A 24,174-nucleotide genomic window follows, 5' to 3' on the forward strand; every position below is an offset into this window, starting at 1 on the left:
AAACGACAAGGGCTGACAGGCATGACCCACCCCGATCCGTCGCTTGAGACAGACAATGATTGCGGACTCACACTCACCTCTCGAAAGGAACAACATCTGGATGTCGTGCTTGCGGGGCAGGCAGGCGCGACGGTAACGACCGGGCTGGAGACGGTCTTGTTCGAACACATCGCCTTGCCCGAAGTTTCGTGGCACGAGGTCGATTTGTCCACCGAATTTCTGGGTCACGCCATTGACGCCCCCGTGATGATCGGATCGATGACCGGCGGACCGCGCCGGGCGGGGGCGATCAACCGCACGCTGGCGCAGGTATGCCAGCAGTTTCGCCTGCCCCTGGCGGTCGGATCGCAGCGCGTGATGATCGAAGGAGGAGAGACCGCGGGCTTGGACGGCAGCCTGCGCCGCCTGGCCCCCGACATCCCGATCCTGGCCAATTTCGGCGCCGCCCAGTTGAACCGGGACTTTGGCCGCGACCAGGCCCTGCGGGCGATCGAGGCCATCGGCGCGTCCGCCCTGATCCTGCACCTCAACCCCCTGCAAGAGGCGGTCCAGCCCGAGGGCGATCGCGACTGGCGCGGCCTGATCGCCAAGATTGGTGCCCTTGCACGCGCCCTGCCCGTGCCTGTTGTGGTCAAGGAAGTCGGGGCGGGCCTATCCGCCAGCGTGGTGACCCGGCTTGCAGCAGAAGGCATCACGGTCTTTGACGTGGCCGGCGCGGGCGGAACGGATTGGGCACGGGTCGAGGCCGCACGTACGCCCGACCCGGCCGCCGCGCAGGTCGCCGCCTGCTTTGCCGGCTGGGGGATCCCAACGGCGGACGCGATCCGGGGGGCACGACAGGCAGCGCCCGAGGCGACGATCATCGGATCGGGCGGCATCGTCACAGGACTGGACGCGGCGCGTGCGATCAGGCTGGGGGCGGATGTGGTGTCACTGGCAGGCGCAGTGCTGGCGTCGGCCTTGGACGGACCGCAGGCCTTGGAACGGCAGTTGACCATTGTCCTGCAACAGTTGCGCACCGCCTGTTTCTGCACCGGCAGCGCGGACTTGTCGGCCCTGCGCCGGGCGCGGCTGCGCAAGTAACCGGAGCAAAGGAAGCGGCGCCCGATGAGGGCGCCGCCTTGGAGTTCTTAGACGATCCGGTCATCCCGGTCGGTATCGCGGCGTATCGTGCCCGACCCATCGCGATCATCCTCGATCTCGACCTCAGTGCGGCGCACGGTGTCGGACACCGTTTCGGTATGCGTGTCGCTGGTCTTGCGCAGGCCGATTTCCTCGACCACGCGGGCTTCTTTCTGGACCACCGCTTCTTCGCGGTACTCCTCGGCCTCCAGGGTGCGGTCCTGGAAGGCAACGTCGGCGCCGCTGACGGCGCGGTCCACGGGACGGCGCTCGATCTCGACGCGTTCTTCGCGCAGATCGACGCTTTCATTCACCGGCTCCTCGACGGTGTAGGCGCGAACGCGCACACGGCCGTGGCTGGTGTCGCGCTTGCCGATGCGGATGCGTTCCTCGATCACGGGGATCGTTTCATCGTCGGACCGGATCCCCATCTGGCTGCCTTGCGCGCCGTATTCCGTCTGCCTGTCCAGATCGCCAGTGCGCGTGCCGGTCAGGGAGCCGCCAGCCATGGAACCACCCATCGTGCCGCCCGCCAGGGATCCGCCTGTGGCCGAGGTGGCATAGTCGCTGGTTTCGTATCCGCCCCAACCTTCCGACCGCCAGCTTTCGGTGCGCTCGTCCAGGTCAACGCTGCCTTCGTCATCCAGGATGTCGAGCGCCTGATCGTATTGCGCCGATCCCAGGCCGGTGACCGTCACGAGATAGCCGCCGCGCGACAGCCCTTCGGCATAGGCATAGCGATCCTCGTCCGGGAAGAAGAAATCGCTGAGGCTATCCCAGAAACCCTTGTCATCGTCGGTCCGGGTGGTCGAGGTCGTGGTGGTGCTGGCCGATCCGCCCGATACCATCCTGACCTGGGCCATGGGAATACCCGCCTGCACCAGCCTGTCTACCGCGCGCTGCGCATCGTCATGGCTGTCGAACATTGCGGACAGAGACGTTCCGCCGACAGTGCCCATACGTCCGCCCGTGGTGCCAAAATCGTTGTCATAGGTCATCGTGATCGTCCTTGCTGTTGGATGGGATCGGATCAAGGGCTTCGCCGTCTGGCGAAAGACGCTCGATCCGAACGGTTTGCCGGCGTGTTTCCGCCGGTATCTCGACGGACTCCTGCCGTCTGATGCGTCGAACGTGGACCTCCTCTCGAAGATACAGTTCGCGGGTCACGACCAGCCGTTCCTCGACCACGGGGATGATGGTCAAGTCGCCTTCGGTGGTCATCTGCGGCATGGCATCGACCCGGCGATCGACCGGCACCCGCACCACCTCGATTTCCTCGCTGGAAAGTTCGGCGGGAAGGCGCTGTTCGATGGTTTCGGTCTGGGTCGCGATGCGCACACGGCCGGTCAGGACCGCCTGCTTTGTCACTGACACCTGCTCCTCGACCAGGGAAATGGTATCGGTCTTTGGATCGTCGGGCATTTGTTCCCCCTTGGCTAAGTGGTCCCGGCGACCAGGTGAAGACACAACAAACTTTGCCCCCAAGCGTTCCATTCACATCGGCGCGATAAGCGCAGGATCGAAAATATGCAGCGGGGATCTGGTCTGCCGGGGGGCACGGACGAAGGCTGCGCATTCGACAGGATGACCAGCCAACTTGCGAGCCATGGGCGGAGGCACTTGTCAGCCTTTGAAGGATTGGCTGTCGAGGCAGGACAATTAGACGTCGCTTTATTCTGTTTTCAAAACAATGCGCGTCTTTTGAATTGCAAAAGAAAATGCCAAATAGATCGTCAAATTGTATTGTTTACTTTTTTCCGATATAAAGTTATCAAATAAAAGATATTCCATTGTTTCCTCATGTTAGGGACCGCACATTGCGGGCCTGACCGTTCATGGGTGTGCAGGATGCTGTCATTGATACTGCAGCCGGGTTACGGCAAGATCCAAGTCGGCCTCCGTGACAGAGAGGCCTTTGACAGGCGCAGAACGTGCCGCGCAAACGGGATTGGGGCCGCCCCCTTGCCCGGATCACCGTGGGTCGGCTGGCGTTGATGGGCATGGACCTGTTCAGCGTCAGCAACCGGGCCTTCGATGCCCCTATCCCTGCGCCCGAACCGCCTGCGCCGGTCGAGGCCGGACAGGTCGCGTCCGGCGCGGCCGTTGGCCCGGTTCCCGCGACAGGCTTCCAGCCCCCCCGCCCCGGCCCCCGCGCGCCCAACCCCGTGACCGGGTTGGAAACCGTGATCGGTCACGACGAACGCCAGCGGGTGCCGGATGCGGGCGGCGATCCGTGGAAACGGATCTGCCAGCTTGACCTGATCGGCGCGCGCGGCACCTTCAAGGGCACCGGCTGGCTGGCGGGACCGGCGACCATCATCACCGCCGGACATTGCGTTCATTACCCGGCCTTTTTCCACGGCTGGGCAGACCGCATCGTGGTGGCGGCGGGCCGGACCGGCGACAGCTTCCCATTCGGTACGGTGGAAGCCACGCATTTCTCGACGCTGAATGTCTGGGTTGAGGGACAGGCCGCCGACCACGACATCGCCGCGATCCACCTGTCAGAACCGCTTGGGGACCGGACGGGAATTTTTCCGATCCGGCAGCTTGCCGACGCGGATCTGGTGGGGCGGATGGTCAACGTCTCGGGCTATCCGACCGACAAGGAACTGGCCAAGGCGCAGTATCACCACGCCAACCGCATCATGGCGGTCACGCCCAGGCGGCTATTTTACGACATCGACACGGTCAGCGGCCAATCGGGCGCGCCGGTCTGGGCGCAGGATACGGCTGACAGCCCTCCGGTTGTCGTCGGGCTTCATGCCTATGGGGTGCCGGGCACGCCCATCGACCTGCACATCACCGCCAATTCCGCGCCCCGGTTCGACGACGCGGTGCTGGCGATCCTGCGGGACTGGGTGCGCAGCGATTGCGACCGGCTGGGACTGGCGATGCCCGCGATCTAGCCGATGTTCAATGTCTTGAAAACCGCTTCGCGGCGCGCTTGCAGTCCCTGGATCACGTCGGGCAGGTTCAGGTTGACAAAGAACCCCCACAGCAGCGGCGCCAGCAACCCCCACCAGCTTGTCAGCGGCACGACGGAAAAGACCGCCGCCCCCGACAACAGCGCCAGCACCGCCGCGGCCGCGACGGCAAGGCGGTCGGCCTTGCGCAGTTCCGTCGTCAGGGCGGGAATAGCATGGTCGGGGGCGGGCTGGACAGTCAGAGTGGTGGATTGACGCGACAGGGCATGGCCCTGGGCATCGGCCAGCACGATTTCCACCGGAATCAGGCCGGGATAGGGTGGGCGGATGGTCAAGGCGGGGTCGTTCCCGCCTGCAACGCGCGCCGATCCATGCGGGGTCCAGATGCGCACAACGTGATCGGCAGGAACATCCACCAGGCGGATTGTCACGTCGCGCCCGGCCACGGGCAAGGCGGGATCCGTCTCGATCACCAGGGCGGGCGGTTCCGGCGGTTCGATCCGGCGTTCCACAGGCGGGATCGGAACCACACCGCCCTCAACACCCGAGGGTTTGACATCGGCCAGATCCTCGAAGGATGCCAGCCGGGCCGTCTGCGCATGGTTGCCGTAATCCCGGACCAGTTCGGAAAGCTGTTCCAGGGCCGCAACAGGGGTGCGGTCCAGGTCGCGCAGGATCGCCTCGGTCCGGTCGGCGGCACTTGCAAAGCCGCAGTTCGACGCACCCCTGGCCTGCGCGCGCAACAGCGCGGCGATGGCAGGGTGCCCGGTCGCCGCAGCCCGGCGCAGGGCGTGATGGGCGTCACGGATCGTGGTCAGGAGGGTCAGGGGCGTGGCGCCGGGGGGCAGCAGGAACCCCGCGCTTGCGGCTTGCAGCGGGGCAAGGGCCTGCCGGGCGGGATCGCGCGTCCAGTCCCCCAGATCGTGGATTGCCGCCCTGGCCCGGTCCGCGAAACCGGACAACGCGGTCAGCGCGATGCGTTCGGCCTGTGCCACCTCGGTTTCGATCAAGCCTTCGGGGCGGGCGATCTCTCCCGCCTCGATCAGGGTCTGGGCCTTGTCCAAGGCCGAGGCCCAGGCATCAAGCGGTTGCACCGGCAGTTCCGCTACTGCAGGCAAGGCGCGCAGGGCCGCCAAAAGGGGGGCAACGGCCGCAGCCAAGGCTTGACGGCGGGCATCGGCCGCCTGCAACCGGTCGCCTAGCGACTGGTTCAACCCCTCGACGGCCTGCGCGACGGCCGTCTGGTCAAGGGCGGAACGGATCTGCTGGCGTTGCCGGTCTATCAACTCGTTCAAGTCCTGGGCCAAGGGCTTGTCGCGCTGCCCGTCGCGCAGCCCCGCTGCCGTGACAAGGGCGCGTTCCGCATCCAGCCGCGCGCGGGCAAGCGCCTGGCGCGGCACGATATGGCGGTGGACCAAAGCGCCCATCGCAATGCCCAGGGCCAGCATCGCCAAGACCGACAGCCAGCCGATCCGGCTTGTCGCGCGGATCGTCAGCGGAACGGGCTGCACCAGTTGGGGCGCCGTGACCCAGGCTTGCCCCGACAGCGCGCCAAGCGCCGGAAAGGCCCCCGCCGTCCCGGGGGTCGCGGTCAGTTCGGCAAAATGGCTGGCGGTGACAGTGGCGCCGCCCGGCAGGTTCAGCCGAACGGGAACCGCGCTGCCCCGGCGGTCGCCCGCGTAAAGGCTGGCCTGCGACGATACCATCAGGGGACCGATTGCGGATTGGCCGGGCGCGGGAAAGACCGGCTGCACCAGTGTGGTCCCCGAAACCTGCCCGAACAGGTCCACGTGCAGGACACCCAGGTCCAAATCCCCCGGCAGGGCCAAAACGCTTGCTGGACGCTGCACCACCAGGGCCTGGTCGCAGACCAACGGCGCGCCGGGCCGCGCAAAGCCGAAATGCAGCGTCGCGGGGGTGGCGGGCGGCACCTCTCGCAGGGGATGGAACAGGATCGTCATCCGCCGGGTGCTGCTGTTCGCGATGGGCTGCACCGGCGCTGTATCCACCCGAACGGCCTGCGCCCCGAAAGGTGGCAGGGTCCAGCAGGCGACAGGGGGCTGGTCGCCGTTGAACAAAACCTCGACGCAGCCTCGGTCCGGATCCTCGGGGCATGGGACAATGGGCAAGGTCCCCTCGGCCAGGCGTTGCAGGACGGGGGGCGGGGTTGGCGCGGCCGGGACCGTCTGTCGGGGCTGGGCCATCAGCGGACCTGCCGTCAGACCCGCCGCAACGGCCAGTGCCAGGTCCAACCGCGCGCCCATGCCGCCACCCACCGCCCTTGATGCGGAAATGATGACATAAAAGCCGATTCGCGTTAAGATTTCAGTCAGGTGGTCAGGCGCAAGCCTGGGGGTGATGTGGGTGGTTCGACGTGAACAGGTCCCGACTGCACAAGGCTCTGCTGGCCGCGTTTCCGTCCCGGTCGAAATTTGCCATGCTTCTGGGACAGCGGTTCGACGTCCTTTACGACACATTGACGCCGCAGGACGCGATCGATGTCGAATACTGGAACATCCTGGTCCAGGTCGAGGCCCAAGGGTGGCTGGAAGCCCTGGCCCGTGCCGCCCACGAGGCCGTTCCAGGCAACGGCCAGCTGGCCGACCTGATGCTGGACGATGGCTTGACCAGTGGCGCGCGCATTATTGCCGCAGCCAACGGCACGCCGTCCATCCTTGCCGAAACACCCAAGGTCCGGCTGGAACGGCTGGTGCGCGACAACAGCAATTTCATCGACATCACCCAGTTCTTGGGCCGCCTTTCCGCCCTGGAAGGCCAGACCTGCCGGATCGAGCTTGAGGGCGTCCCGCCCCGCGCCATCGGCACGGGCTTTCTGGTCGGTCCCGACCTGGTGATGACCAACCAGCACGTGATCGACGGACAGGCCGCAGGTGCGCCGATGATATGCCGGTTTGATTACCTGGTCGATGCAGGGGGCGTGCAGGTCCGCGAAGGGGTCGCGGTGCCCGTGGCGGCTGACTGGCTGGTCCAGGCAAGCCCGCCCGACCCTTCAGACGAAAGCCTGGACGAAGGCGACGCCCCTGCCCCGGACAACTTGGATTTTGCGCTGATCCGCCTGTCCAGGCCGGTCGGGGACACCCCCCGCGCGGGCGACGAAGGCCCTGACAATCGCCCGCGCGGCTGGATCGGCATAGACCCCACGCTGCATGTAGGCCAGGGTGACGACCTGTTCATCCTGCAACATCCCGAAGGCACGCCCTTGAAACTGGGCGTCGGGCGGCTGACCGGGCTGCATGGCGGCGGGTTGCGGTGGCGCCACGATGTCGCGACCGAAGGGGGATCGTCGGGTTCCCCCGTCTTCAACCGCAAGCTGGACCTGGTCGGGCTGCATCATGCGGGCGATCCGAATTACTTCCGCACCGCCCTGTTCAACCAGGCGATCCCGATAGACCGCATCGTCGGCTGGCTGCAAGGCAAGGTCGATCCCTTCTGGACGCAGGCGCCGCCATGAAGCTGAGCCATGCCGAGGCCACGCAACTGTTCAAGGGGCTGCTGGCGGCGTTCCCCAACCCGGGAAAGCTGGACATCATCCTGGGACAGCCGCCGATGAATACCTCGCTTGCCCGGATCGTCACGGGGGGGACGCTGGACGACGATTATTTCCAGCTGGTGACGGCGGCCAATGCCGAAGGCTGGATCGGGCAATTGCTGGACGGGCTGCGCGCCGCCGACAAGATCAACCCCGACCTGATCGCGCTGATCGACGGCTTTGCCGGAACGCGCGCGCCTACGGACGTTCCGGCGCATCTGGAACTGCTGCTGGACGGGACGCCCTTCGTGAACCAGCATCCGTTGCGCCACGCGCTGCTGACGATGACCCAGCCCCACGGGCCAAAGGTCTTGCAGGTCACCGGCGCCCCTGCCAGCGGCAGGACATACAGCCAGTATCTGATCGCCCATGTGGGCCGCCGCATGAACGCCCGTGTCTATCTGTCGCCCCCTATCGAGGCGACGACGACCGCCCGCGACGTGATCGAGGATCTGGCGCTGATGATGCGCCTGGGCAGCCCGCCCACCCTGGCCGATGCCCCGCAGGATTCGACCGCCGTCACGCGCATGGTCCGCTGGTTTGTCGCCGCAAGCCAGGATCTTCAGCATGATTGGTGGCTGGTCTTCGACGGCTTCGACACCCAGAAGATCGACGACAGCGTGCTGATGCTGATGCACGGCCTGGCCCAGACGGTGGGACTGGGCCAGCCAGACCGGATCCGTCTGTTCCTGCTGGCCTGGGACCGCGTCATATCCGGACCCCCTCCGGGCCGGGTGTTCGAACAAGGCGTCCAGTCCTTCGATAAGCCGCACGTCAAGGATTACCTGGAGGAATTGGTCAGGCAGTTCGCCATGCCCCCCGGAATGACTTCGACCGACGAGATCCTGACGCTGTGCTATGACGGATGGGACAAGGTGGCCGATCCCATTGCCCGGGCCGTGACCCTGACAACGCGGATCCAGAAGATCGCGCAGGCAGCGCTTGCCGCCAAGGCCGGGGTGTGATGGACCTGCGCCAGGCCCTGTCGGAATCGGCGTTCGACGCCGTTCCCGCGCCTGCCGCGGATGCCGCCCTGCCTTGGATCGAGGCGGCGGCGGTGCTGACCCATTTCGAACCGCTGACCTTGAATGCGCGCTCTGGCACCCTGTCGCCCCGGTCGCCCGCGATGGTGGATCTGCTGGATGCGTCCACCCCCAGCCGCGCATCCCGCCATGCCCGCCGGCTGCGTCAGGGCATCCGCAGGCAGGCGCTTGCGCGGCTGGGCACGCGGCAGGCGATGGTGGCTCAGCTTGCACTGAACCCCGCCCCCGATCATCCCACTCAGGCAGCGTTCCAGGCGGTCTTGCAAGACCCGGACGCGGTGCGCGCGCTGATCGAATCCAGCGATCCGGTCCAACTTGCCGCCTTGGGCGAGGCGATCGGTTGGGTCGAAGGCATCCTGGACGGCCTGCCCAGCGCGGACGAGGTCAACGAACGGATGTCGCGCGCGCGCCTGCTGGCGCCCCTGCGCCGCCTTGTGGGTGAACATTTCGCAGGACGCGAGGATGTCCTGGCCGAAATCGCCACGCATCTGAATCTGGCCCCCGAAGGTTCCGTGCTGATGCTGCAAGGACCGGGCGGGGTCGGGAAATCCACGGTCCTGGCCAAGTTCATCCTGGACGCGGTGGAAAAAAGCCCCTGTCCGCCGACCGTGATGGTGCTGAACCTGGATGACCCGCAACTGGTCATCGACGATCCCTTCACCTTGCTGCAGGAAGCCGGGCGCCAGTTGCGCATCCAGCATCCCGACCTGAACCCCCGCCTGGACGAGATGCGAGGCTATATCGCGTCGCTGCAACGGCGCAGCCGGTCGATGGAGGTGTTCGAATCCGTGTCGGGCGGGACGGTCGAATGGAGCGCAGTCACCCAGATCGCCCGAGAGATCATGGCACTGATCCCCGGCCAGCAGCCTGTCCTGCTGGTGATCGACACCTTCGAGGAAGCGCAGACCACCGGCCCAAGCGCCGTCAACCGCCTGCTGCAACTTGTCGAAAGCCTGCGGTCGGGAAACCCGCGCCTGTCCGTGGTCATCGCAGGGCGGGTGGACGAAACGTCGACGCCGCGCCATACCCTGACCCTGGGCGCCCTGGATCCGGTGGCGGCACGGGCGGTTCTGGAAAAGGTGGCGGGCATCGGTCCCCTGCCCGAGGACCTGGCCGACCGGATTTTCGCCGTGGCGCAGGGCAACCCGCTGGCCACCCATCTGGCGGGGCGGATTCTCGCGGCCGAGGGGGCGGATGCCTTTCACCGCGACGCGGATCTGGCGCGGCTGATCGGGCAGATCAGGACGGAAAAGGTCCAGGCACAGCTTTACGGGCGCGTCCTGGGCCATATCCGCGACCCCGAGGTGCGGCGCCTGGCCTATCCCGGCCTGGTCCTGCGCCGCATCACGCCCGATGTGCTGCGCCATGTCCTGGCCGAACCCTGCGGCGTCACGATCCCCGACGATGCCGAGGCCGGCCGCCTGTTCGACCTGTTCGCATCCGAGGTCGCCCTGGCCGAACCCGAACCCGGCACCGGTGCCCTGCGCTACCGCGAGGACGTGCGGCGCGTGATCCTGGCCGATCTGCGCGCCGACCAGCCGGAACTGACGGCCCGGATCGACGATGCGGCCATCGCCCATTACCGCAGCCAGACCGGTCCCGTCGCCCGGGCCGAGGAAATCTATCACCTGCTGGCGCGCGATGCCGATGCGGCCGATATCGACGCCCGGTGGGAGGACGGCGTGCAGCCCTATCTCGTCCGGTCCGTGGACGAACTGCCGCCGCGCGCCCAAGTCTATCTGGCGACCCGCCTGCACATGGATCTGCGCCCCGATCTTCAGGATGCCGCCGACCAGCAGCAATGGGAACAAAGCGCCGAACAAACCGCTCGCGCCCTGATGCGAGACGACCTGCCCGAACAGGCGCTGTCGGTCCTGAACCAGCGTGGCGCCCGCTTGCCCGGATCGCCCCTCTACCTGACCGAGGCCGAGGCGCTGACCATGCTGGGCCAGCCTGCAAGCGCGTTGCGGGTCATCGACGACGGGTTGGTCAGTGCGAAATCCGCAGGCGACCGGCTTCTGGTCGTGAACCTGCGCCTGCTGGAAAGCCTGGTCCGCGAAGGGGATCGAGGCACGCCGGACACCGCAAGGCCCCTGCCTGTTGACGGGTCCGCTCCAGAATCCAAGGCGGCATCAAAGCGGCGGGGTGCTGCACCGGGCAAGCTGCTGCTGGGCCTTGCGGCGGCCTTGGCCGTGCTGATGGCCGCATTTCTGTCGATCCAGTCCACGACCGAAGAACCAGCGATCGACGCCATCGGCGAACCTGCGGCAATGTCCCCGCCCACCTCGTTGCCCCGGCCGGACGGGATTGCTCGGCGATCCGCAATACGCGTTCCGGCAACGTCATCCCCTGCCGAGGATTCGCTTGCCCCGCCGGAGATCCCACAAGCGCCCGACACAGTCATCCCCGTGCAAGCACCGCAGGAAAACCGGTTGCCCTGGTTTCTGGTGACCGCGTTTCTTGTTCTGTCAGGGGGCGGTTGGTTGTGGACAAGGGCGCGGGGCGGCAGGATTGCCACGACCGACACCCCTTCTGCTGGATCTGTTCCGGTGGAAGTCCCGCAGAAAGACGGTCAAGCCGTCCGCCACGCCGCCGCCGAGGCGTATCGCGTCGCCACCCTGACCCATAACGACATGGCACGCCTGCGGTCCATTGCCAGCCTGCTGCGCCTGCACCGGGGCGCCATTCCTCCGGGCGGACCCGATCCGGAAGCCCTCGTGGCCGAGGCAGAGGATATCATCGACCGGATCGGCCTGTCCGCGCTTTACGATGCGCCGGGATTGATGCGGGAACTGGCCGCCGAACTGGGAATGCGAAATCCGCAATTGCTGGCAACCGCGCTGCGCGTGACCGGCGCCTTTATCACCCTGCCCCCGGATCTGCGCGGAGACGGTCCGGGCAGCGCCGCAGCAGCGACATCGGACCCGCGCGCGCAGGCGATCCTGGGCGACATGGCCTTGCCCGAAGGGGGAATGGTCAATGCGCTGACATTGATCGCCGAGGCCCGGACGCCGGATCGGCGGTATGCTACGATGGCGCTTGCAACCGACCTGCTGGCCGCCGAGCTGGATGCCAGGCGCGGCGCCCCGCCTGGCCCGGATATTCGCCAACGCCCCCTGCCTTGGCGCCAAAGCGCAATGGCGGTTCAGGAAACCGACTGGTTCAACATGACCAAGGTGGCGTTCTAGAGCGTGTCGCGGGCATCGAGATTCAGGATTCCCAGCTTGCCTATGATGTGCTTCCCTTCTGCTGAGGCAGGTATGGGGGGTCTGATGGGCAAGCCACATCCAATGGAGCTTCGGACGCCACAAGCGTTGCTGTTGACAGCGATACTGGTGCCGCTCACCTTGATGGACAACGTGCTGAAGCCCATGCTGATGGGCCGAGGCCTTAGCACGCCCACGCTGGTCATCTTCATGGGGGTTATTGGAGGAACGCTGAGCTACGGGCTGATCGGACTGTTCGTGGGGCCGGTGGTGCTGGCCGTGTTCTACGATCTGCTGGTGAGCTGGCTTCAGCACGATCCCGACGCCACGACAAAAATCTGACAGCGGCAGCAGGTTTATGCCGCATGCAGCCCCGCAAGGCGGGGCTATATATCCCGGAGGGCCGAGAACTTCTCGACGGTCTTGTCATAGCAGGCTTACCATGTCGCCAGGCAAAGTGCGAACTTGGGGAATGTAACGCTCAATCAGCATCCGAGGACATCATGCGCAAAGTGACCCTCTCCATTAGCCGACACTTTGCGTCCGCGATGTTGCTGGCTGCAACCCTGATTGCCGGATGCAGTCGCCCGCCGGAAATCATCGGTGTGGAACACGCCCAGATCCCGGTAGAATCCCTTGCGGATGTCAGTCGGCACAAGATGTTCATCGCGACCACTCGCCAGGCTTCGGAAGTGGTGGGGGCGTTCTATTCGGGCCGCCGGGCGCCGGAACTCGGCCTGGCCTCGGTTGTCGCGACGGTTCCCCCGACCCACAAGGTGGGCCAGATCGAAAGGCCAGACGCCATTCCCCCCGACCCAAGAATCGAGTTCTCGATCGTTGATCCGGCCATTTATCGCACGGACGCCTCCTTCATCGCCGAGATCAACCGGGAACTCGCCCGCCGACCTCCGGGACAACGGAAGCTGCTGCTGTATGTGCATGGCTACAACAACACCACCAGCGACGCCATTCTGCAACTGACGCAGTTTGTTGAAGACTCTGATTATCCTGGCGTACCGGTCCTGATGACCTGGGCCTCGGCAGCCAGTTTGACCCGCTATGTCTACGACCTGAACAGTGCCCTGATTGCGCGTGAGAAGCTCAAGGAGGTGTCCGATATCCTGGTTGGCACTCAAGCGGAGAGCGTGGATATCTTTGCGCACTCCATGGGGACACTTCTGACGATGGAGGGGCTGGTAGATGCCCAGAACGCAGGCACGCTGGGCAAGCGCGGGACGATCAACCATATCGTGCTTGCATCGCCCGACATCGACATTGATCTTTTCCAAAGCCAGATCCAGCAGCTTCCGCCTGCCATCCGCAGCAGAACCTATGTTCTTGTCTCACGCGACGACCGTGCTCTGTTGGCCTCCCGCCGGATCGCGGGGGGCGTGCAGCGCGTAGGCCTGGCGGATGCGGCGCAGTTGGAAGGTCTGGGCGTCACGGTCATCGACCTGTCGCAGATTGCCGATTCGACTTCGGGCAGTCATTCAAAGTTCGCGGGCTCGCCGCAAGTGGTGCAACTGATCGGCGCCGGCCTGAATCGCTCCGGCGGCATCGTGCGGGGCCGGACTCCCGCACTTGACGAACTTTTGTCGGGCGTTCCTATCCTGATTACGGGAGGGTGAATGGTTGTGGTGCTTCCGTGACGAACTTGCCCCATAATGCTTTCTTCCATTCCCAGGAAAAGATCGCACCATCAACTGTGGGATCAAACACCTTGTGTGTCCCGCGCGACTTCGGGTATTCGCGATTTCGATATATTTCTGGGGCCGAGCGCAAGGCTCCTGCGTTCCACTTTGTGGCCATCCACGAGATGGGTGCCGCCCTGCCCTTTCTGGCCATGGCCCGGCAGGGCTGATGACCAAGCAGATCCTCTACATCGACAGCGGCTATCACACCATCGATCGAACCGCCCTGCAATCAAGTCGGCAGATCGAAGGCCTGGCCTGCCGCGCGAAGCTCGTCAAGCGTCTTGCCCTGGCACGAACCGGGCCGCTCGCCATCAATGCGCTCCGCGACACCGTCAAGGGAGATGACACCCACTTGCTGCTCATGAGTCATATAGACAGCGCGTCCATCTGGTTGGAGCTGCGAGAAATAGTATGCACTGGTGATCTGCTTATATTCGCAGAAGATGAGATAGGGGAAATCCCGAAAGCTGGGCTGTTGGGCCAGAGCGCGCAGCCCGGGGAGGCCAAGGCAGGCAATCCCCGAAAGGGTAAAGATCAAGGCGACACGGCCAAATTGGGATATCCAGAGCATACTATACCTCTCCACTGGTTGTCGTCGATTGGACCTCGTGTTCCAAGCTTTCGGAGAATGCGAATCGTCGTGGAAGCGATCGGTTCAAAAAATAGCTTAACTCATTTCTTCGGCCGGCACTTATCCCCCGCTTCACCATGATCTCCTCAAGGTCCCGGTAATACCAGCGGCATGAACCATCGACTCTGAAGGTGGTTTGCTTTGCGGCCGACCTCTGATTCACTCCCTTGCAAGGCGGAGGAGGATCAGGATGGCAGTGGGCATCACACGCACGGAGCTTTCAGCATCGGATCTGCGGCGGGAGGCGGCTCGCGTGAAGGATGCGCGAGCGTCGCGCCGGATGCTTGCGCTGGCGCATGTGCTTGACGGGCGAAGCCGGACGGAAGCGGCACAAAGCTGCGGTATGGATCGGCAGACGCTGCGTGACTGGGTTCACCGTTACAATGCCGAAGGGCTGGCCGGCCTTGTCGACCGGCCGCTGTCCGGGCGGCCAGCGCGGCTCAGCGCCGAGCAGATGCGCGAACTTGCCGTGATCGTCGAGACGGGGCCTGACCCGTCGACGGATAAGGTCGTGCGTTGGCGTCGGATTGACCTCTGCAACGTGGTTGAGCAGCGGTTTGGCATTCGCGTGGCGGAGAGGACCATGAGCGCGATCCCGTGCGGGGCCGGACTCCCGCACTTGACGAACTTTTGTCGGGCGTTCCTATCCTGATTACAGGAGGGTGAATGGTTGTGGTGCTTCCTTCCATTCCCAGGAAAAGATCGCAGCATCAACTGTGGGATCAAACACCTTGTGTGTCCCGCGCGACTTCGTCCATGGAGAGCTTCACCTCGGCGTCCAGCAGCACCTTGATAAACTCGGTCGATGTAAACTGACTGCCTTGGACGCCCTTCTGTTTGTCAAGCGGCGATGCGGGTCGTGTTGATCTCTTTCTGGCGACGCATGATGATGCCGTAGACTTCGCGGGCGATATAGCGATTCAAGGCCCGGACTGCCTCCAGTGTGGAGTGTCCTTCGGCGACGCGGCGCGCCCCATAGGACTTGGTCTTTTCGTCGGTCCTGAGCTGGCCGATGGCGATGATGTGCAAGGCACTGTTGGCAGCGCGGTCTCCACTACGGTTGAGCCGATGCCGGATGGTCTTCCCTGAGAATGCGGACACAGGGCTGACGCGGCACAGGGCAGCGAAGCTTGCCTCTGATTTAGGGCGCTCGGGATTGTCGCCCGCTGTGAGCAGGAGCTAGGCTGCGTTGTTGTGACCGATGGAGTTGCACGCAACGAGATCGGGGGCCGGTTCCTCCACGATCGCGCGGATCATCATGTCCAGGTCGGCAATCTCATCATGCAGTTCCAGGTAGCGCTGTGCCAAGGATTTCAGGCTGATGCGATATACCGCTTCAAGGTCGCGATAGGTGCTCAGATCAGGCCGCAAGGGATCGGATCATCTGCAGGGCAATCCGCTAGGCATAGACCGCCGTTTTCCGGCAAACACGCAGGACTCTCAACGACTCTACCATCCCGTCCCGGCTTCGGGGCGTCACGGTGCGATGTCCCGCAAAGGCAGCATGGGCCGCATTTTGGCATCCAGATCGTCGTTCTTGCCTCGCTTGCGCCGGTCCTGCCGATCGGATGCTGCGACCTCCATCACCTCGACATGGGCGGCCTGCATATAGCGCGGAAGTCCTGCGCCATAGCTACCCGTGGATTCAATGCCGATACGGCGCAGCTCTCCGAAGGTGCGCATCCAAGCGAGCATCTGGCGATAGCCTTGCCGGGTCGTCGGAAAGCTGCGTGTGACGAGAACGCGATCACGCTCATCAACAACCGCAGCAACGTGAAGATCCTTGTGGGTATCGATGCCGCCAGTGATGTGGGCTGCCGTGCTGTTCGTTCCGTCCATGCCTCGCCTTCAGGTTTTCAACCATCTGCTGCAGAGCCGGGGCCGATGCATGGACAGGACAGTCACGAGACCGATATGGTCAGGCCCTTCTCGGTCACAGGCAACGTCTGAGGCTGTGCCTCACCGCAAGGCGTTCTCAGGCGACCGACAGGTTCAGGGAAAGACACGCCGGTCAATCGGAGTTAGGGTCAGGCCACACCGAGACCCCTTACGGCGCCAGTCTACTGCGGCCGATCGCTGTTTGGGTCACACCGCCCGAGAACTGACAATCATCTTTTGACTATCCGTGTTGAAGATTTCGGGCGGTCCGTATTTGGCCATCCCCTCCTTCAGGGCTTCGACGCAGAGGCTCGCGTCCATGGAGTTTGAGAGCCGCCGCTTACGCATCCTGCGGCTGTGCCAGTCCATGATCGCCAGCGGGTGAAGAAACCCCCGGCGCACAGGTATGTAGCTGAGATACTGTCGGCAAATTCAGGCGGCGGCCAACGCAGCAAAGCGAGTCACCCGTGTGTCGGCGCGTTGCACGCCGTCGAGCCAGTTGACGACCCGTGCCACGTTCATGGCAGCGGCAATGCAGATCTGCTGAAGACTGGTCTTCGCCAGCCCGATGTAGCGGCTGCGGCGCATGCCAAAGGCACGCACGCCTTGAGAGAGTGTGCCTTCGATGCCGGCGCGCACATGGTAGTGCTCCTTCCACTCAGGGTCGTCCATGCGGTCCCGTGCGGCGTTCAGCGCCTCGTACTTGGCCTATGGATGGAAGTAGATGGAGCGACGTCCTCCTTCGCTCGCGTCCAGAGCGCGCGGGCGGCGCAGTCGGTGCGGCTGAAGAGAGTGCGGATGCGCGACGCCCCGACATTGTCGAGCCCGGGCCGCCAAGTCACCGGAGTCTTGCCTAAGGGACACGTGACCTGCTCGCGCGCCGAGTCGATCACGAAGTGGCGCAGTTCATAGGCTTGCTCCGCTTCAGAGCGCCACTTTGGGATGGCCCGCACAGGTACCTTAAAGGGTGATCCCGTGGTCGCGGTGGCTGGCCACCAGCAGGGCTGCGTCGACACAACCGTCGTCAATGGCGTCTAGGCGCTCATAGACTTCGGCGGTGCAAGTCATGTCAGGCTGCATCGTCTGGTCGGTTTTTACACGAGTGACCAGATGCGCGGTTTCCGCATCACAGGTCTGGGTCACATGCACCTTGCGTTATGCCGTCCTCCCGAGCGACTCCCTGTTTGCTGCGGAAATGTGCGGGCTTGATGGCAGGCGCGACCAGTTCACTGACGTCGATCAGTGCCACCAAATCGACCTGCGGCGATCCCATGGTCATGCAGGCGCAAACAACCGGAATGAACCTCCACCTCTCCCCGACATGGCAGAATGAACGGGTGGTTGGCATCGGGCGGAAGGGAGATTTGCCTTGTTTGAGACTGGAACGAATGCCGAGACGGCGCTGTGGCAGCATCGGATTGTCAACCTAGTGCAGTCTTCCCTTGCCATCAGGTTCCGGAATCGCCAGCCCATAATGATAATGCATAAAAGGGGTGGCGCTTGCCAAAACGGAACAACTATTCCGCCTGTCTTGGCTGCTTCCAGATCAGGGGCCGAAACGCCCAAACTGTCCTATATACGCCCGACCTGTGCAGGTTGCGCTGAACGGGAATTCCAAGGTCATGTCCCTCGGCCTGGGACAATCCCAGAGGATCGTCTGATCAGGCGATCTTCGCGTTCATTCCGGGACGGGATCAATTTCCTTGTCGATCCGGACAAGAGTTTGATTTCCCAATGGAACGGCTCGGGTCTGCAATTCGTCGGGCGGTCACGACCGACAGTTATGTGCACTGTCGGTCGGTCGCACCTAATATCCCCTCAGGCCTGCAGGCTTCTGACGCCGACCTCGCCTTCCTCGCGCGACTTGACGGCTGCGACGGCAGCGATGCTGCCCGCGGCCGTGGTGAAGTAGGGGATCTTGTCATACAGCGCCACCGCACGGATCTCGCGGGAGTCGGCGATGGCCTGGACACCCTCGGTCGTGTTCAGGACCATGGCGATTTCACCATTCTTCATCCGGTCGACGATGTTAGGGCGGCCTTCGTAAACCTTGTTCACGCGGGCAGTCTCGACCCCCGCAGCCGCCAGGAAGTCGGCAGTGCCGCTGGTTGCGATCAAGGAAAAGCCCATCGATGTCAGGTCGCGGGCGGCGCTGGCCAAGGCCTCGGTCTTGTCGGCGTCCTTGACGGAAACAAAAATGCGGCCTTCAAAGGGCAGGTTCGATCCCGCGCCCATCTGCGCCTTGAGGAAGGCGCGGGCGAAATTGCGGTCCCAGCCCATGACTTCGCCCGTCGAACGCATTTCCGGGCCAAGCAGCGTATCGACGCCTGGGAAGCGGGCAAAGGGCAGCACGGCCTCCTTGACGGAAAACCAGGGTGTGATCGGATCGGCCAGGGTCATCGGATCGGCGAAGGGCAGGTCGGTTTCCGGGCCGACACCTTCGGGATAGGGCGCGCGGAGGGGGAAGTTCGACATGGGCTCCCCCGCCATCAGCCGCGCCGCGATCGAGGCAATGGCGCTGTCGGTAGCCTTGGCGACAAAGGGCACGGTGCGGGACGCGCGCGGGTTCACCTCGAGCACATAGATCGCGCCGTCCTTCAGCGCGAATTGCACGTTCATCAGGCCCTTGACCTTCAGCGCACGCGCCATCGCCACGGTCTGCTTTTTCAGTTCCTCGATGGTGGCGGCATGCAGGGTATGGGGGGGCAGGGAACAGGCGCTGTCGCCCGAATGGACCCCCGCTTCCTCGATATGTTCCATGATGCCCGCCACATGGACGTTTTCACCGTCCGACAAGGCGTCCACATCGACCTCGATCGCGCCGGACAGATAGCTGTCCAACAGCACCGGATTCTTGCCAGACACCTTGACCGCCTCGGTGATATAGCGGCGCAGGTGGTCCATGTCGCGTACGATCTCCATCGCGCGGCCGCCCAGCACATAGGACGGGCGGATCACCAGCGGAAAGCCGATGCGCTCGGCGATCTGAATGGCCTGCTCGTCGGAATGGGCGATGCCGTTGATGGGCTGGCGCAGGCCCAGATCGTTCAGCAGATGCTGGAACCGCTCGCGGTCCTCGGCCAGGTCGATGGCATCGGGGGTGGTGCCCAGGATCGGGATCCCCTCGGCTTCAAGCGCATTGGCCAGCTTCAAGGGAGTCTGGCCGCCGAACTGGACGATGACGCCGTGCAAAGTGCCGTTTTCCTGTTCCACGCGCAGGATTTCCAGAACGTGTTCCAGGGTCAGCGGCTCGAAATACAGCCGGTCGCTGGTGTCGTAATCGGTGCTGACCGTTTCCGGGTTGCAGTTGACCATGATCGTCTCGTAGCCCGCATCGGTCAGCGCGAAGCAGGCGTGGCAGCAGCAGTAATCGAACTCGATCCCCTGGCCGATCCGGTTCGGCCCGCCGCCCAGGATGACGACCTTCTTGGCATTGGTCGGGCGCGATTCGCATTCCACGTCGCCCATCGCCGGGGCTTCATAGGTGGAATACATATAGGGGGTTTGGGCCTCGAATTCGGCGGCGCAGGTGTCGATGCGCTTGAAGACGGGAACCACGTCCAGCTTGCGGCGGATGCGGCGGATGTCATGTTCGTCGCGCTTGGTCAGGCTGGCCAGGCGGGCATCGGTAAAGCCCATCATCTTGACGGCGCGCAGCCCTTCGGCATCGGCAGGCAGGCCATTGTGGCGCAGCTTGTGTTCGGCATCGACGATTTCGCGTATGCGGGCCAGGAACCAGGGGTCGAAGCTGGTGATGCGCCCGATTTCGTCATCGCCCAGGCCAAAGCGCATCGCCTCGGCAATGACGCGGATGCGGTCGGGGGTGGCTTTCGACAAGGCGGCGATGACGGCGGGCTTGCCTTGGTCGGCGGCGCCTTCGATGGCGATCTCGTCCAGGCCGGTCAGGCCGGTCTCCATCGAGGCAAGTGCCTTTTGCAGCGATTCGTGGAAGGAACGGCCGATGGCCATGACCTCGCCTACGGATTTCATCGCCGTGGTCAGTTCGGGCTTCGATCCGGGGAACTTCTCGAAGGCAAAGCGCGGGATCTTGGTCACGACATAATCGATGGAGGGTTCGAAGGACGCGGGCGTCACCTTGGTGATGTCGTTGTCCAACTCGTCCAGCGTATAGCCCACGGCCAGTTTCGCGGCGATCTTGGCAATGGGAAAGCCGGTTGCCTTCGATGCAAGTGCCGAGGATCGCGACACGCGCGGGTTCATCTCGATCACGACCATGCGGCCATCGGCCGGGTTGATCGCCCATTGCACGTTGGATCCGCCGGTTTCCACGCCGATTTCGCGCAGCACGGCGATGGAGCCGTTGCGCATGATCTGGTATTCGCGATCGGTGAGCGTCAGGGCCGGGGCCACGGTGATGGAATCGCCGGTATGCACGCCCATCGGATCGACGTTTTCGATGGCGCAGACGATGATGGCGTTGTCGTTGCGATCCCGCACGACCTCCATCTCGAATTCCTTCCAGCCCAGCAGGCTTTCATCGACCAGAACCTGCGCCACGGGGCTGGCGTCCAGGCCGGACCGCACGATCCGTTCGTAGTCGTCGCGGTTATAGGCAACGCCGCCGCCGGTCCCGCCCAGGGTAAAGGCGGGACGGATGATGGCGGGCAGGCCGATGTCCTCCAGCGCGTCCATGGCCTGCGCCACGCCCGCGTTGACGTCGTATTTGCCGCTGGCAAGTTTCGGCGCGGCGACGATGGTGGCCTTGGGGTTTTCCAGGCCGATCCGGTCCATCGCCTCGCGGAACAGCTTGCGATCCTCGGCCATCTCGATGGCGGCACGCTGCGCGCCGATCAGTTCCACGCCATAGCGGTTCAGCACGCCCATGTCGGCCAGCGCCAGGGCCGTGTTCAGCCCGGTCTGCCCGCCCATCGTCGGCAGCAGCGCGTCGGGGCGTTCCTTGGCGATGATCTTTTCGACGATCTCGGGGGTGATCGGCTCGATATAGGTGGCATCGGCCATTTCCGGGTCGGTCATGATCGTCGCGGGATTGGAATTCACCAGGATCACCCGGTATCCTTCCTCGCGCAGCGCCTTGCAGGCCTGAGCGCCGGAATAGTCGAACTCGCAGGCCTGGCCGATGACGATGGGGCCTGCGCCGATGATCAGGATCGACTTGATATCGGTTCTTTTCGGCATGGCTTGGTCCTTCGGGCTTCGCGGCGGCGGGCGGCGGCTAAATCGTCCGGGGTTATAGCCATGCGCGGTCGGGGCGCAAGGTGGCACGGGCCGGCAGATGCGGGTTTTGCCGAAAGGCTATCGCGGTGGCTGGCGCAGCGCCGCCGCCAGCGCCCGGTCCAGCGATTGCAGGAACCGCGACCGGTCCGCCTTGGAAAACGCCGCCCCGCCGCCCTGCATGAACGGATTGGAGGCGCGAAGATCCGCCATCAGGTCGCGCGTGGCAAGCCGCGGGCCGATATTGGCAAGGCTCAGCACCTCGCCGTCATGGGTTACGACCTGCGCACCCCCCTTGAGGCAACGGTCCGCCAGCGGCAGGTCGCCCGTCACCACCACGTCGCCCGGCCCGCACTGGTCGGCGATCCACTTGTCCGCCTCGTCCGGGCCTTCGGCGACGATCTTCAACGTGACCAGCGGGTTTGCCGACGGCCGCAGCCCGCCATTGCAGACCAGCACCATCGGCACCCGCAGGCGCGTCGCCACCCGTTCAGCCTCGGCCTTCACCGGGCAGGCGTCGGCGTCAATGAAAAGCGTGGTCACCCGTCGCGCCTCAATCGCGCAGCAGTTCGTTGATCGAGGTCTTGGACCGCGTTTTCGCATCCACGCGCTTGACGATCACGGCGCAATACAGGTTCACGCCGTTCTTCGAGGGCATCGACCCCGCAACCACGACCGACCCGGCCGGAACCTCGCCATACATGACGGCGCCGGTTTCGCGGTCCACGATCTTGGTGGACTGGCCGATGAAGACGCCCATGCCAAGGACCGATCCTTCGCGGATGATGCATCCCTCGACCACCTCCGACCGGGCGCCGATGAAGCAGTCGTCCTCGATGATCGTCGGCCCGGCCTGCAGGGGTTCCAGCACGCCGCCGATGCCGACTCCGCCCGACAGGTGGACGTTCTTCCCGATCTGCGCGCAGGAACCGACGGTGGCCCAGGTATCGACCATCGTGCCCTCGCCCACGCGGGCGCCCAGGTTCACAAAGGACGGCATCAACACTGCCCCCGGCGCGATAAAGGCGCTGCGCCGCACGATGGCGCCTGGCACGGCGCGGAAACCGGCCGCGCGCCACTGGTTGTCGCCCCAGCCTGCGAATTTTGACGGCACCTTGTCCCACCACTTGGACCCCTGCGGACCGCCCGACATCTCCTCCATGTCGTTCAGGCGGAAGGACAGCAGCACGGCTTTCTTCGCCCACTGGTTCACGTGCCAGTCGCTGCCGCGCTTTTCGGCCACGCGCAGGTTGCCGCTGTCCAGTTGCGCCAGGGTTTCCTCCACCGCCTCGCGCACGAAGCCGGTCGTGCTGGCGTCGATGTCGGCGCGGGCTTCCCACGCGGCCTCGATGGCGGTCTCAAGTGCTTGGGTCATGGCCTCTCCTCTGCGGCGGGTGGAAACTGGTTCACCGGGGCTATAAGCCTGGGACAAGCCCCGTGCAATCCGAGGATCCGATGAACGACGCGACCAAGACCACCGAGGACCGCGCCCACCCCTTTCCCCACAGCGAGGAGGATGCGGTCCGCGCCGAACAGATCCCCGACACGCCGCAGACCCGCTCGCCCGCCTATCAGCTGGCCTTCACCGACCGCGACTTCCTGCTGCGAGAGGAGTTGCGCCCCATCCGCCTGCAACTGGAACTGCTGAAGCCGCAGATGCTGCTGGACGAGGCCGGGGTCGAATCGACCGTGGTGATGTTCGGCGGCGCGCGCATTCCCTCGCCTGAAAACGCGGCCGATGCGCGGACCCCCGCGCTGGCCGGGCTGTCTGCCTATTACGAGGAAGCGCGGCTGTTCGCGCAGGAAATGACCCGCCGCAGCCTGGAAACCGGTGGTCGTGAATTCGTCATCACTACCGGCGGCGGCCCCGGCGTGATGGAGGCGGGCAACCTGGGCGCGCACGAGGTCGGCGGCAAGTCCATCGGCCTGGGCATCGTGCTGCCCCACGAACAGGCCCCGAACGTCTATGTGACGCCGGAGCTGTGCTTCAACTTCCACTATTTCGCGATCCGCAAGATGCATTTCCTGATGCGCGCCCGCGCGATCACCATCTTTCCGGGCGGCTTCGGCACCCTGGACGAGTTGTTCGAGACCCTGACCCTGATCCAGACCGGCCGCATGGCCCGTGTGCCCCTGCTGATGTTCGGCAGGGAGTTCTGGGAGGGGATCGTCAACTGGCGGGGACTGGCAGACGCGGGGACGATCTCCGAGGAGGATCTGGGCCTGTTCCGCTATGTCGAGACAGCGGAGGAAGCGGTGGAGATCATCGACGGTTGGGAACTGCTCGGCCGCAACTAGAATCGCAGCCGGAGGCCCACGACATTGGCATTGGTGGCGCCGCGCATATTCCCCAGCGTCTGTCCCCCGCCCGAACGGTGATGAAGCCGCCAGAAGACGGACCAGTCCGTGTCGGGGGCGGCAAGCTCCAGTTCGGGTGAAAGATAGAACAGCAGTTGCGCGTCGCCGTCATCGCGCGCAACTTGTTCGGTTTCCCGGCCCAGATGCGCCGCATCGACATAGCTGAGGCCGAAAATGATCGACGGGGTCAGCACAAGATCGCGCATCAGCCTGTACCGGCAGCAGCGGATGCCGATCCCCGCCCAGGCTTCGGTGGTGGTGTCCCGGCCAAAGCGATGCGCCAGACCGCCCTCGTAGCCGATATCCACATGGCGGCCCCGCCAGGTCCAGCGCTGAATGCCGATCCCGAGGATCCCGTTGTCCTCATAGGAAACACCGGGGATGTTGACGCTTTTGGGCATGGCCTCGGCGGTCATGCGGCCGCCGAAGGCGAACAGGTTCCGGTCCCCGGGGGCAACGGGTTCGGCCAATGCGGTTCCTGCGGCAAGGCTCCAGGCAAGAAGCCACAGGACAAGCGCATGGGGCATCCAGAACCTCCGCCACGGGCGACGGCGTCACCGGCCCAGATCTTC

21 protein-coding genes and 1 pseudogene are annotated in these 24,174 nt (G+C 64.6%); 10 read left to right on the top strand and 12 right to left on the bottom strand.

The features are described from left to right. The first annotated feature begins 21 nt into the window (after positions 1-21). A complete protein-coding gene (fni, locus tag Q5701_RS12140; RefSeq protein ID WP_306751253.1) occupies positions 22-1,083 on the top strand; it encodes a type 2 isopentenyl-diphosphate Delta-isomerase in 1,062 nt (353 codons plus the stop codon). Positions 1,084-1,130: 47 nt separating this feature from the next. Here the strand turns inward: fni and Q5701_RS12145 are convergent, their stop codons facing one another. Further along, the gene (locus Q5701_RS12145) at positions 1,131-2,120 is read right to left on the bottom strand and encodes a YsnF/AvaK domain-containing protein (RefSeq protein ID WP_306751254.1); all 990 of its coding nucleotides are present in this window, start codon (positions 2,118-2,120) and stop codon (positions 1,131-1,133) included. Continuing rightward, positions 2,110-2,544, bottom strand: coding sequence for a YsnF/AvaK domain-containing protein (locus tag Q5701_RS12150; RefSeq protein ID WP_306751256.1), 435 nt, complete (start codon positions 2,542-2,544; stop codon positions 2,110-2,112). Before Q5701_RS12150 ends, Q5701_RS12145 begins: the two co-directional genes overlap by 11 nt. Before the next feature lie 509 nt (positions 2,545-3,053). On the opposite strand from Q5701_RS12150, the gene Q5701_RS12155 reads away from it, so the two are divergent. Further along, positions 3,054-4,031 (top strand): trypsin-like serine peptidase, encoded by a 978-nt coding sequence (locus Q5701_RS12155; RefSeq protein ID WP_306751257.1) that lies wholly within the window; start codon positions 3,054-3,056, stop codon positions 4,029-4,031. On the opposite strand, the gene Q5701_RS12160 is transcribed toward Q5701_RS12155, so the two are convergent. Beyond that, entirely contained in the window at positions 4,028-6,313 is a 2,286-nt protein-coding gene (locus tag Q5701_RS12160) for a hypothetical protein (RefSeq protein ID WP_306751259.1), read from the bottom strand. The two genes, Q5701_RS12155 and Q5701_RS12160, sit on opposite strands and share 4 nt — an antisense overlap. A 110-nt stretch (positions 6,314-6,423) precedes the next feature. On the opposite strand from Q5701_RS12160, the gene Q5701_RS12165 reads away from it, so the two are divergent. The 7 genes from Q5701_RS12165 (at position 6,424) to Q5701_RS12195 (ending at position 14,825) form a co-directional block, all read left to right on the top strand. Then, complete coding sequence (locus Q5701_RS12165; protein WP_306751260.1) at positions 6,424-7,521, top strand: trypsin-like peptidase domain-containing protein; 1,098 nt, start codon at positions 6,424-6,426, stop codon at positions 7,519-7,521. Beyond that, positions 7,518-8,564: an effector-associated domain EAD1-containing protein gene (locus Q5701_RS12170; protein WP_306751261.1), complete on the top strand. Its 1,047-nt coding sequence runs from the start codon at positions 7,518-7,520 to the stop codon at positions 8,562-8,564. The genes Q5701_RS12165 and Q5701_RS12170 overlap by 4 nt, the downstream gene beginning before the upstream one ends. Continuing rightward, positions 8,564-11,830 (top strand): AAA family ATPase, encoded by a 3,267-nt coding sequence (locus Q5701_RS12175; RefSeq protein WP_306751262.1) that lies wholly within the window; start codon positions 8,564-8,566, stop codon positions 11,828-11,830. The genes Q5701_RS12170 and Q5701_RS12175 overlap by 1 nt, the downstream gene beginning before the upstream one ends. An 84-nt stretch (positions 11,831-11,914) precedes the next feature. After that, positions 11,915-12,190 carry an AI-2E family transporter gene (locus tag Q5701_RS12180; protein WP_306751263.1) on the top strand — a complete coding sequence of 92 codons (276 nt, stop codon included), beginning with the start codon at positions 11,915-11,917 and terminating at the stop codon, positions 12,188-12,190. Between the two features lie 161 nt (positions 12,191-12,351). Then, a complete protein-coding gene (locus Q5701_RS12185; RefSeq protein ID WP_306751264.1) occupies positions 12,352-13,476 on the top strand; it encodes an alpha/beta hydrolase in 1,125 nt (374 codons plus the stop codon). A 232-nt stretch (positions 13,477-13,708) separates the two neighbouring features. Beyond that, complete coding sequence (locus tag Q5701_RS12190) at positions 13,709-14,254, top strand: hypothetical protein (protein WP_306751265.1); 546 nt, start codon at positions 13,709-13,711, stop codon at positions 14,252-14,254. 109 nt (positions 14,255-14,363) lie between these two features. After that, positions 14,364-14,825 (top strand): helix-turn-helix domain-containing protein, encoded by a 462-nt coding sequence (locus tag Q5701_RS12195; protein ID WP_306751266.1) that lies wholly within the window; start codon positions 14,364-14,366, stop codon positions 14,823-14,825. 188 nt (positions 14,826-15,013) lie between these two features. On the opposite strand, the pseudogene Q5701_RS12200 reads toward Q5701_RS12195, so the two are convergent. The 8 genes and pseudogenes from Q5701_RS12200 to dapD all read right to left on the bottom strand — a co-directional run bounded on the left by Q5701_RS12200 (position 15,014) and on the right by dapD (position 22,619). Next, a pseudogene (locus Q5701_RS12200) lies at positions 15,014-16,012 on the bottom strand (IS110 family RNA-guided transposase). A 246-nt stretch (positions 16,013-16,258) separates the two neighbouring features. Next, positions 16,259-16,453: a DDE-type integrase/transposase/recombinase gene (locus Q5701_RS12205; RefSeq protein WP_373568550.1), complete on the bottom strand. Its 195-nt coding sequence runs from the start codon at positions 16,451-16,453 to the stop codon at positions 16,259-16,261. 30 nt (positions 16,454-16,483) lie between these two features. Beyond that, complete coding sequence (locus Q5701_RS12210; RefSeq protein WP_306755404.1) at positions 16,484-16,744, bottom strand: transposase; 261 nt, start codon at positions 16,742-16,744, stop codon at positions 16,484-16,486. Positions 16,745-17,011: 267 nt separating this feature from the next. Further along, positions 17,012-17,194 (bottom strand): hypothetical protein, encoded by a 183-nt coding sequence (locus Q5701_RS12215; protein WP_306751267.1) that lies wholly within the window; start codon positions 17,192-17,194, stop codon positions 17,012-17,014. Next, positions 17,178-17,465 (bottom strand): hypothetical protein, encoded by a 288-nt coding sequence (locus Q5701_RS12220; protein ID WP_306751268.1) that lies wholly within the window; start codon positions 17,463-17,465, stop codon positions 17,178-17,180. Before Q5701_RS12220 ends, Q5701_RS12215 begins: the two co-directional genes overlap by 17 nt. Positions 17,466-17,869: 404 nt before the next feature. Next, complete coding sequence (carB, locus tag Q5701_RS12225; protein ID WP_306751269.1) at positions 17,870-21,208, bottom strand: carbamoyl-phosphate synthase large subunit; 3,339 nt, start codon at positions 21,206-21,208, stop codon at positions 17,870-17,872. A gap of 117 nt (positions 21,209-21,325) precedes the next feature. Next, complete coding sequence (locus Q5701_RS12230) at positions 21,326-21,787, bottom strand: YaiI/YqxD family protein (protein WP_306751270.1); 462 nt, start codon at positions 21,785-21,787, stop codon at positions 21,326-21,328. A gap of 10 nt (positions 21,788-21,797) precedes the next feature. Further along, entirely contained in the window at positions 21,798-22,619 is an 822-nt protein-coding gene (gene dapD, locus Q5701_RS12235) for a 2,3,4,5-tetrahydropyridine-2,6-dicarboxylate N-succinyltransferase (RefSeq protein ID WP_306751272.1), read from the bottom strand. 80 nt (positions 22,620-22,699) lie between these two features. On the opposite strand from dapD, the gene Q5701_RS12240 reads away from it, so the two are divergent. Then, complete coding sequence (locus Q5701_RS12240; RefSeq protein ID WP_306751273.1) at positions 22,700-23,542, top strand: LOG family protein; 843 nt, start codon at positions 22,700-22,702, stop codon at positions 23,540-23,542. Here the strand turns inward: Q5701_RS12240 and Q5701_RS12245 are convergent. Further along, a complete protein-coding gene (locus Q5701_RS12245; protein ID WP_306751274.1) occupies positions 23,539-24,129 on the bottom strand; it encodes a hypothetical protein in 591 nt (196 codons plus the stop codon). The genes Q5701_RS12240 and Q5701_RS12245 overlap by 4 nt on opposite strands. Positions 24,130-24,174: the final 45 nt, after the last annotated feature.

This window comes from Paracoccus actinidiae (assembly GCF_030863885.1).
In the GTDB taxonomy this organism is placed as follows: domain Bacteria; phylum Pseudomonadota; class Alphaproteobacteria; order Rhodobacterales; family Rhodobacteraceae; genus Paracoccus; species Paracoccus everestensis.

Excerpts from the sequence above, each read along its gene's own strand:
- fni (WP_306751253.1), top strand. The coding sequence starts at position 22 with ATGACCCACCCCGATCCGTCGCTTGAGACAGACAATGATTGCGGACTC.
- Q5701_RS12145 (WP_306751254.1), bottom strand. The coding sequence starts at position 2,120 with ATGACCTATGACAACGATTTTGGCACCACGGGCGGACGTATGGGCACT.
- Q5701_RS12150 (WP_306751256.1), bottom strand. The coding sequence starts at position 2,544 with ATGCCCGACGATCCAAAGACCGATACCATTTCCCTGGTCGAGGAGCAG.
- Q5701_RS12160 (WP_306751259.1), bottom strand. The coding sequence starts at position 6,313 with ATGGGCGCGCGGTTGGACCTGGCACTGGCCGTTGCGGCGGGTCTGACG.
- Q5701_RS12170 (WP_306751261.1), top strand. The coding sequence starts at position 7,518 with ATGAAGCTGAGCCATGCCGAGGCCACGCAACTGTTCAAGGGGCTGCTG.
- Q5701_RS12175 (WP_306751262.1), top strand. The coding sequence starts at position 8,564 with ATGGACCTGCGCCAGGCCCTGTCGGAATCGGCGTTCGACGCCGTTCCC.
- Q5701_RS12180 (WP_306751263.1), top strand. The coding sequence starts at position 11,915 with ATGGGCAAGCCACATCCAATGGAGCTTCGGACGCCACAAGCGTTGCTG.
- Q5701_RS12185 (WP_306751264.1), top strand. The coding sequence starts at position 12,352 with ATGCGCAAAGTGACCCTCTCCATTAGCCGACACTTTGCGTCCGCGATG.
- Q5701_RS12190 (WP_306751265.1), top strand. The coding sequence starts at position 13,709 with ATGACCAAGCAGATCCTCTACATCGACAGCGGCTATCACACCATCGAT.
- Q5701_RS12195 (WP_306751266.1), top strand. The coding sequence starts at position 14,364 with ATGGCAGTGGGCATCACACGCACGGAGCTTTCAGCATCGGATCTGCGG.
- Q5701_RS12220 (WP_306751268.1), bottom strand. The coding sequence starts at position 17,465 with ATGCTGCCACAGCGCCGTCTCGGCATTCGTTCCAGTCTCAAACAAGGC.
- carB (WP_306751269.1), bottom strand. The coding sequence starts at position 21,208 with ATGCCGAAAAGAACCGATATCAAGTCGATCCTGATCATCGGCGCAGGC.
- dapD (WP_306751272.1), bottom strand. The coding sequence starts at position 22,619 with ATGACCCAAGCACTTGAGACCGCCATCGAGGCCGCGTGGGAAGCCCGC.
- Q5701_RS12240 (WP_306751273.1), top strand. The coding sequence starts at position 22,700 with ATGAACGACGCGACCAAGACCACCGAGGACCGCGCCCACCCCTTTCCC.
- Q5701_RS12245 (WP_306751274.1), bottom strand. The coding sequence starts at position 24,129 with ATGCCCCATGCGCTTGTCCTGTGGCTTCTTGCCTGGAGCCTTGCCGCA.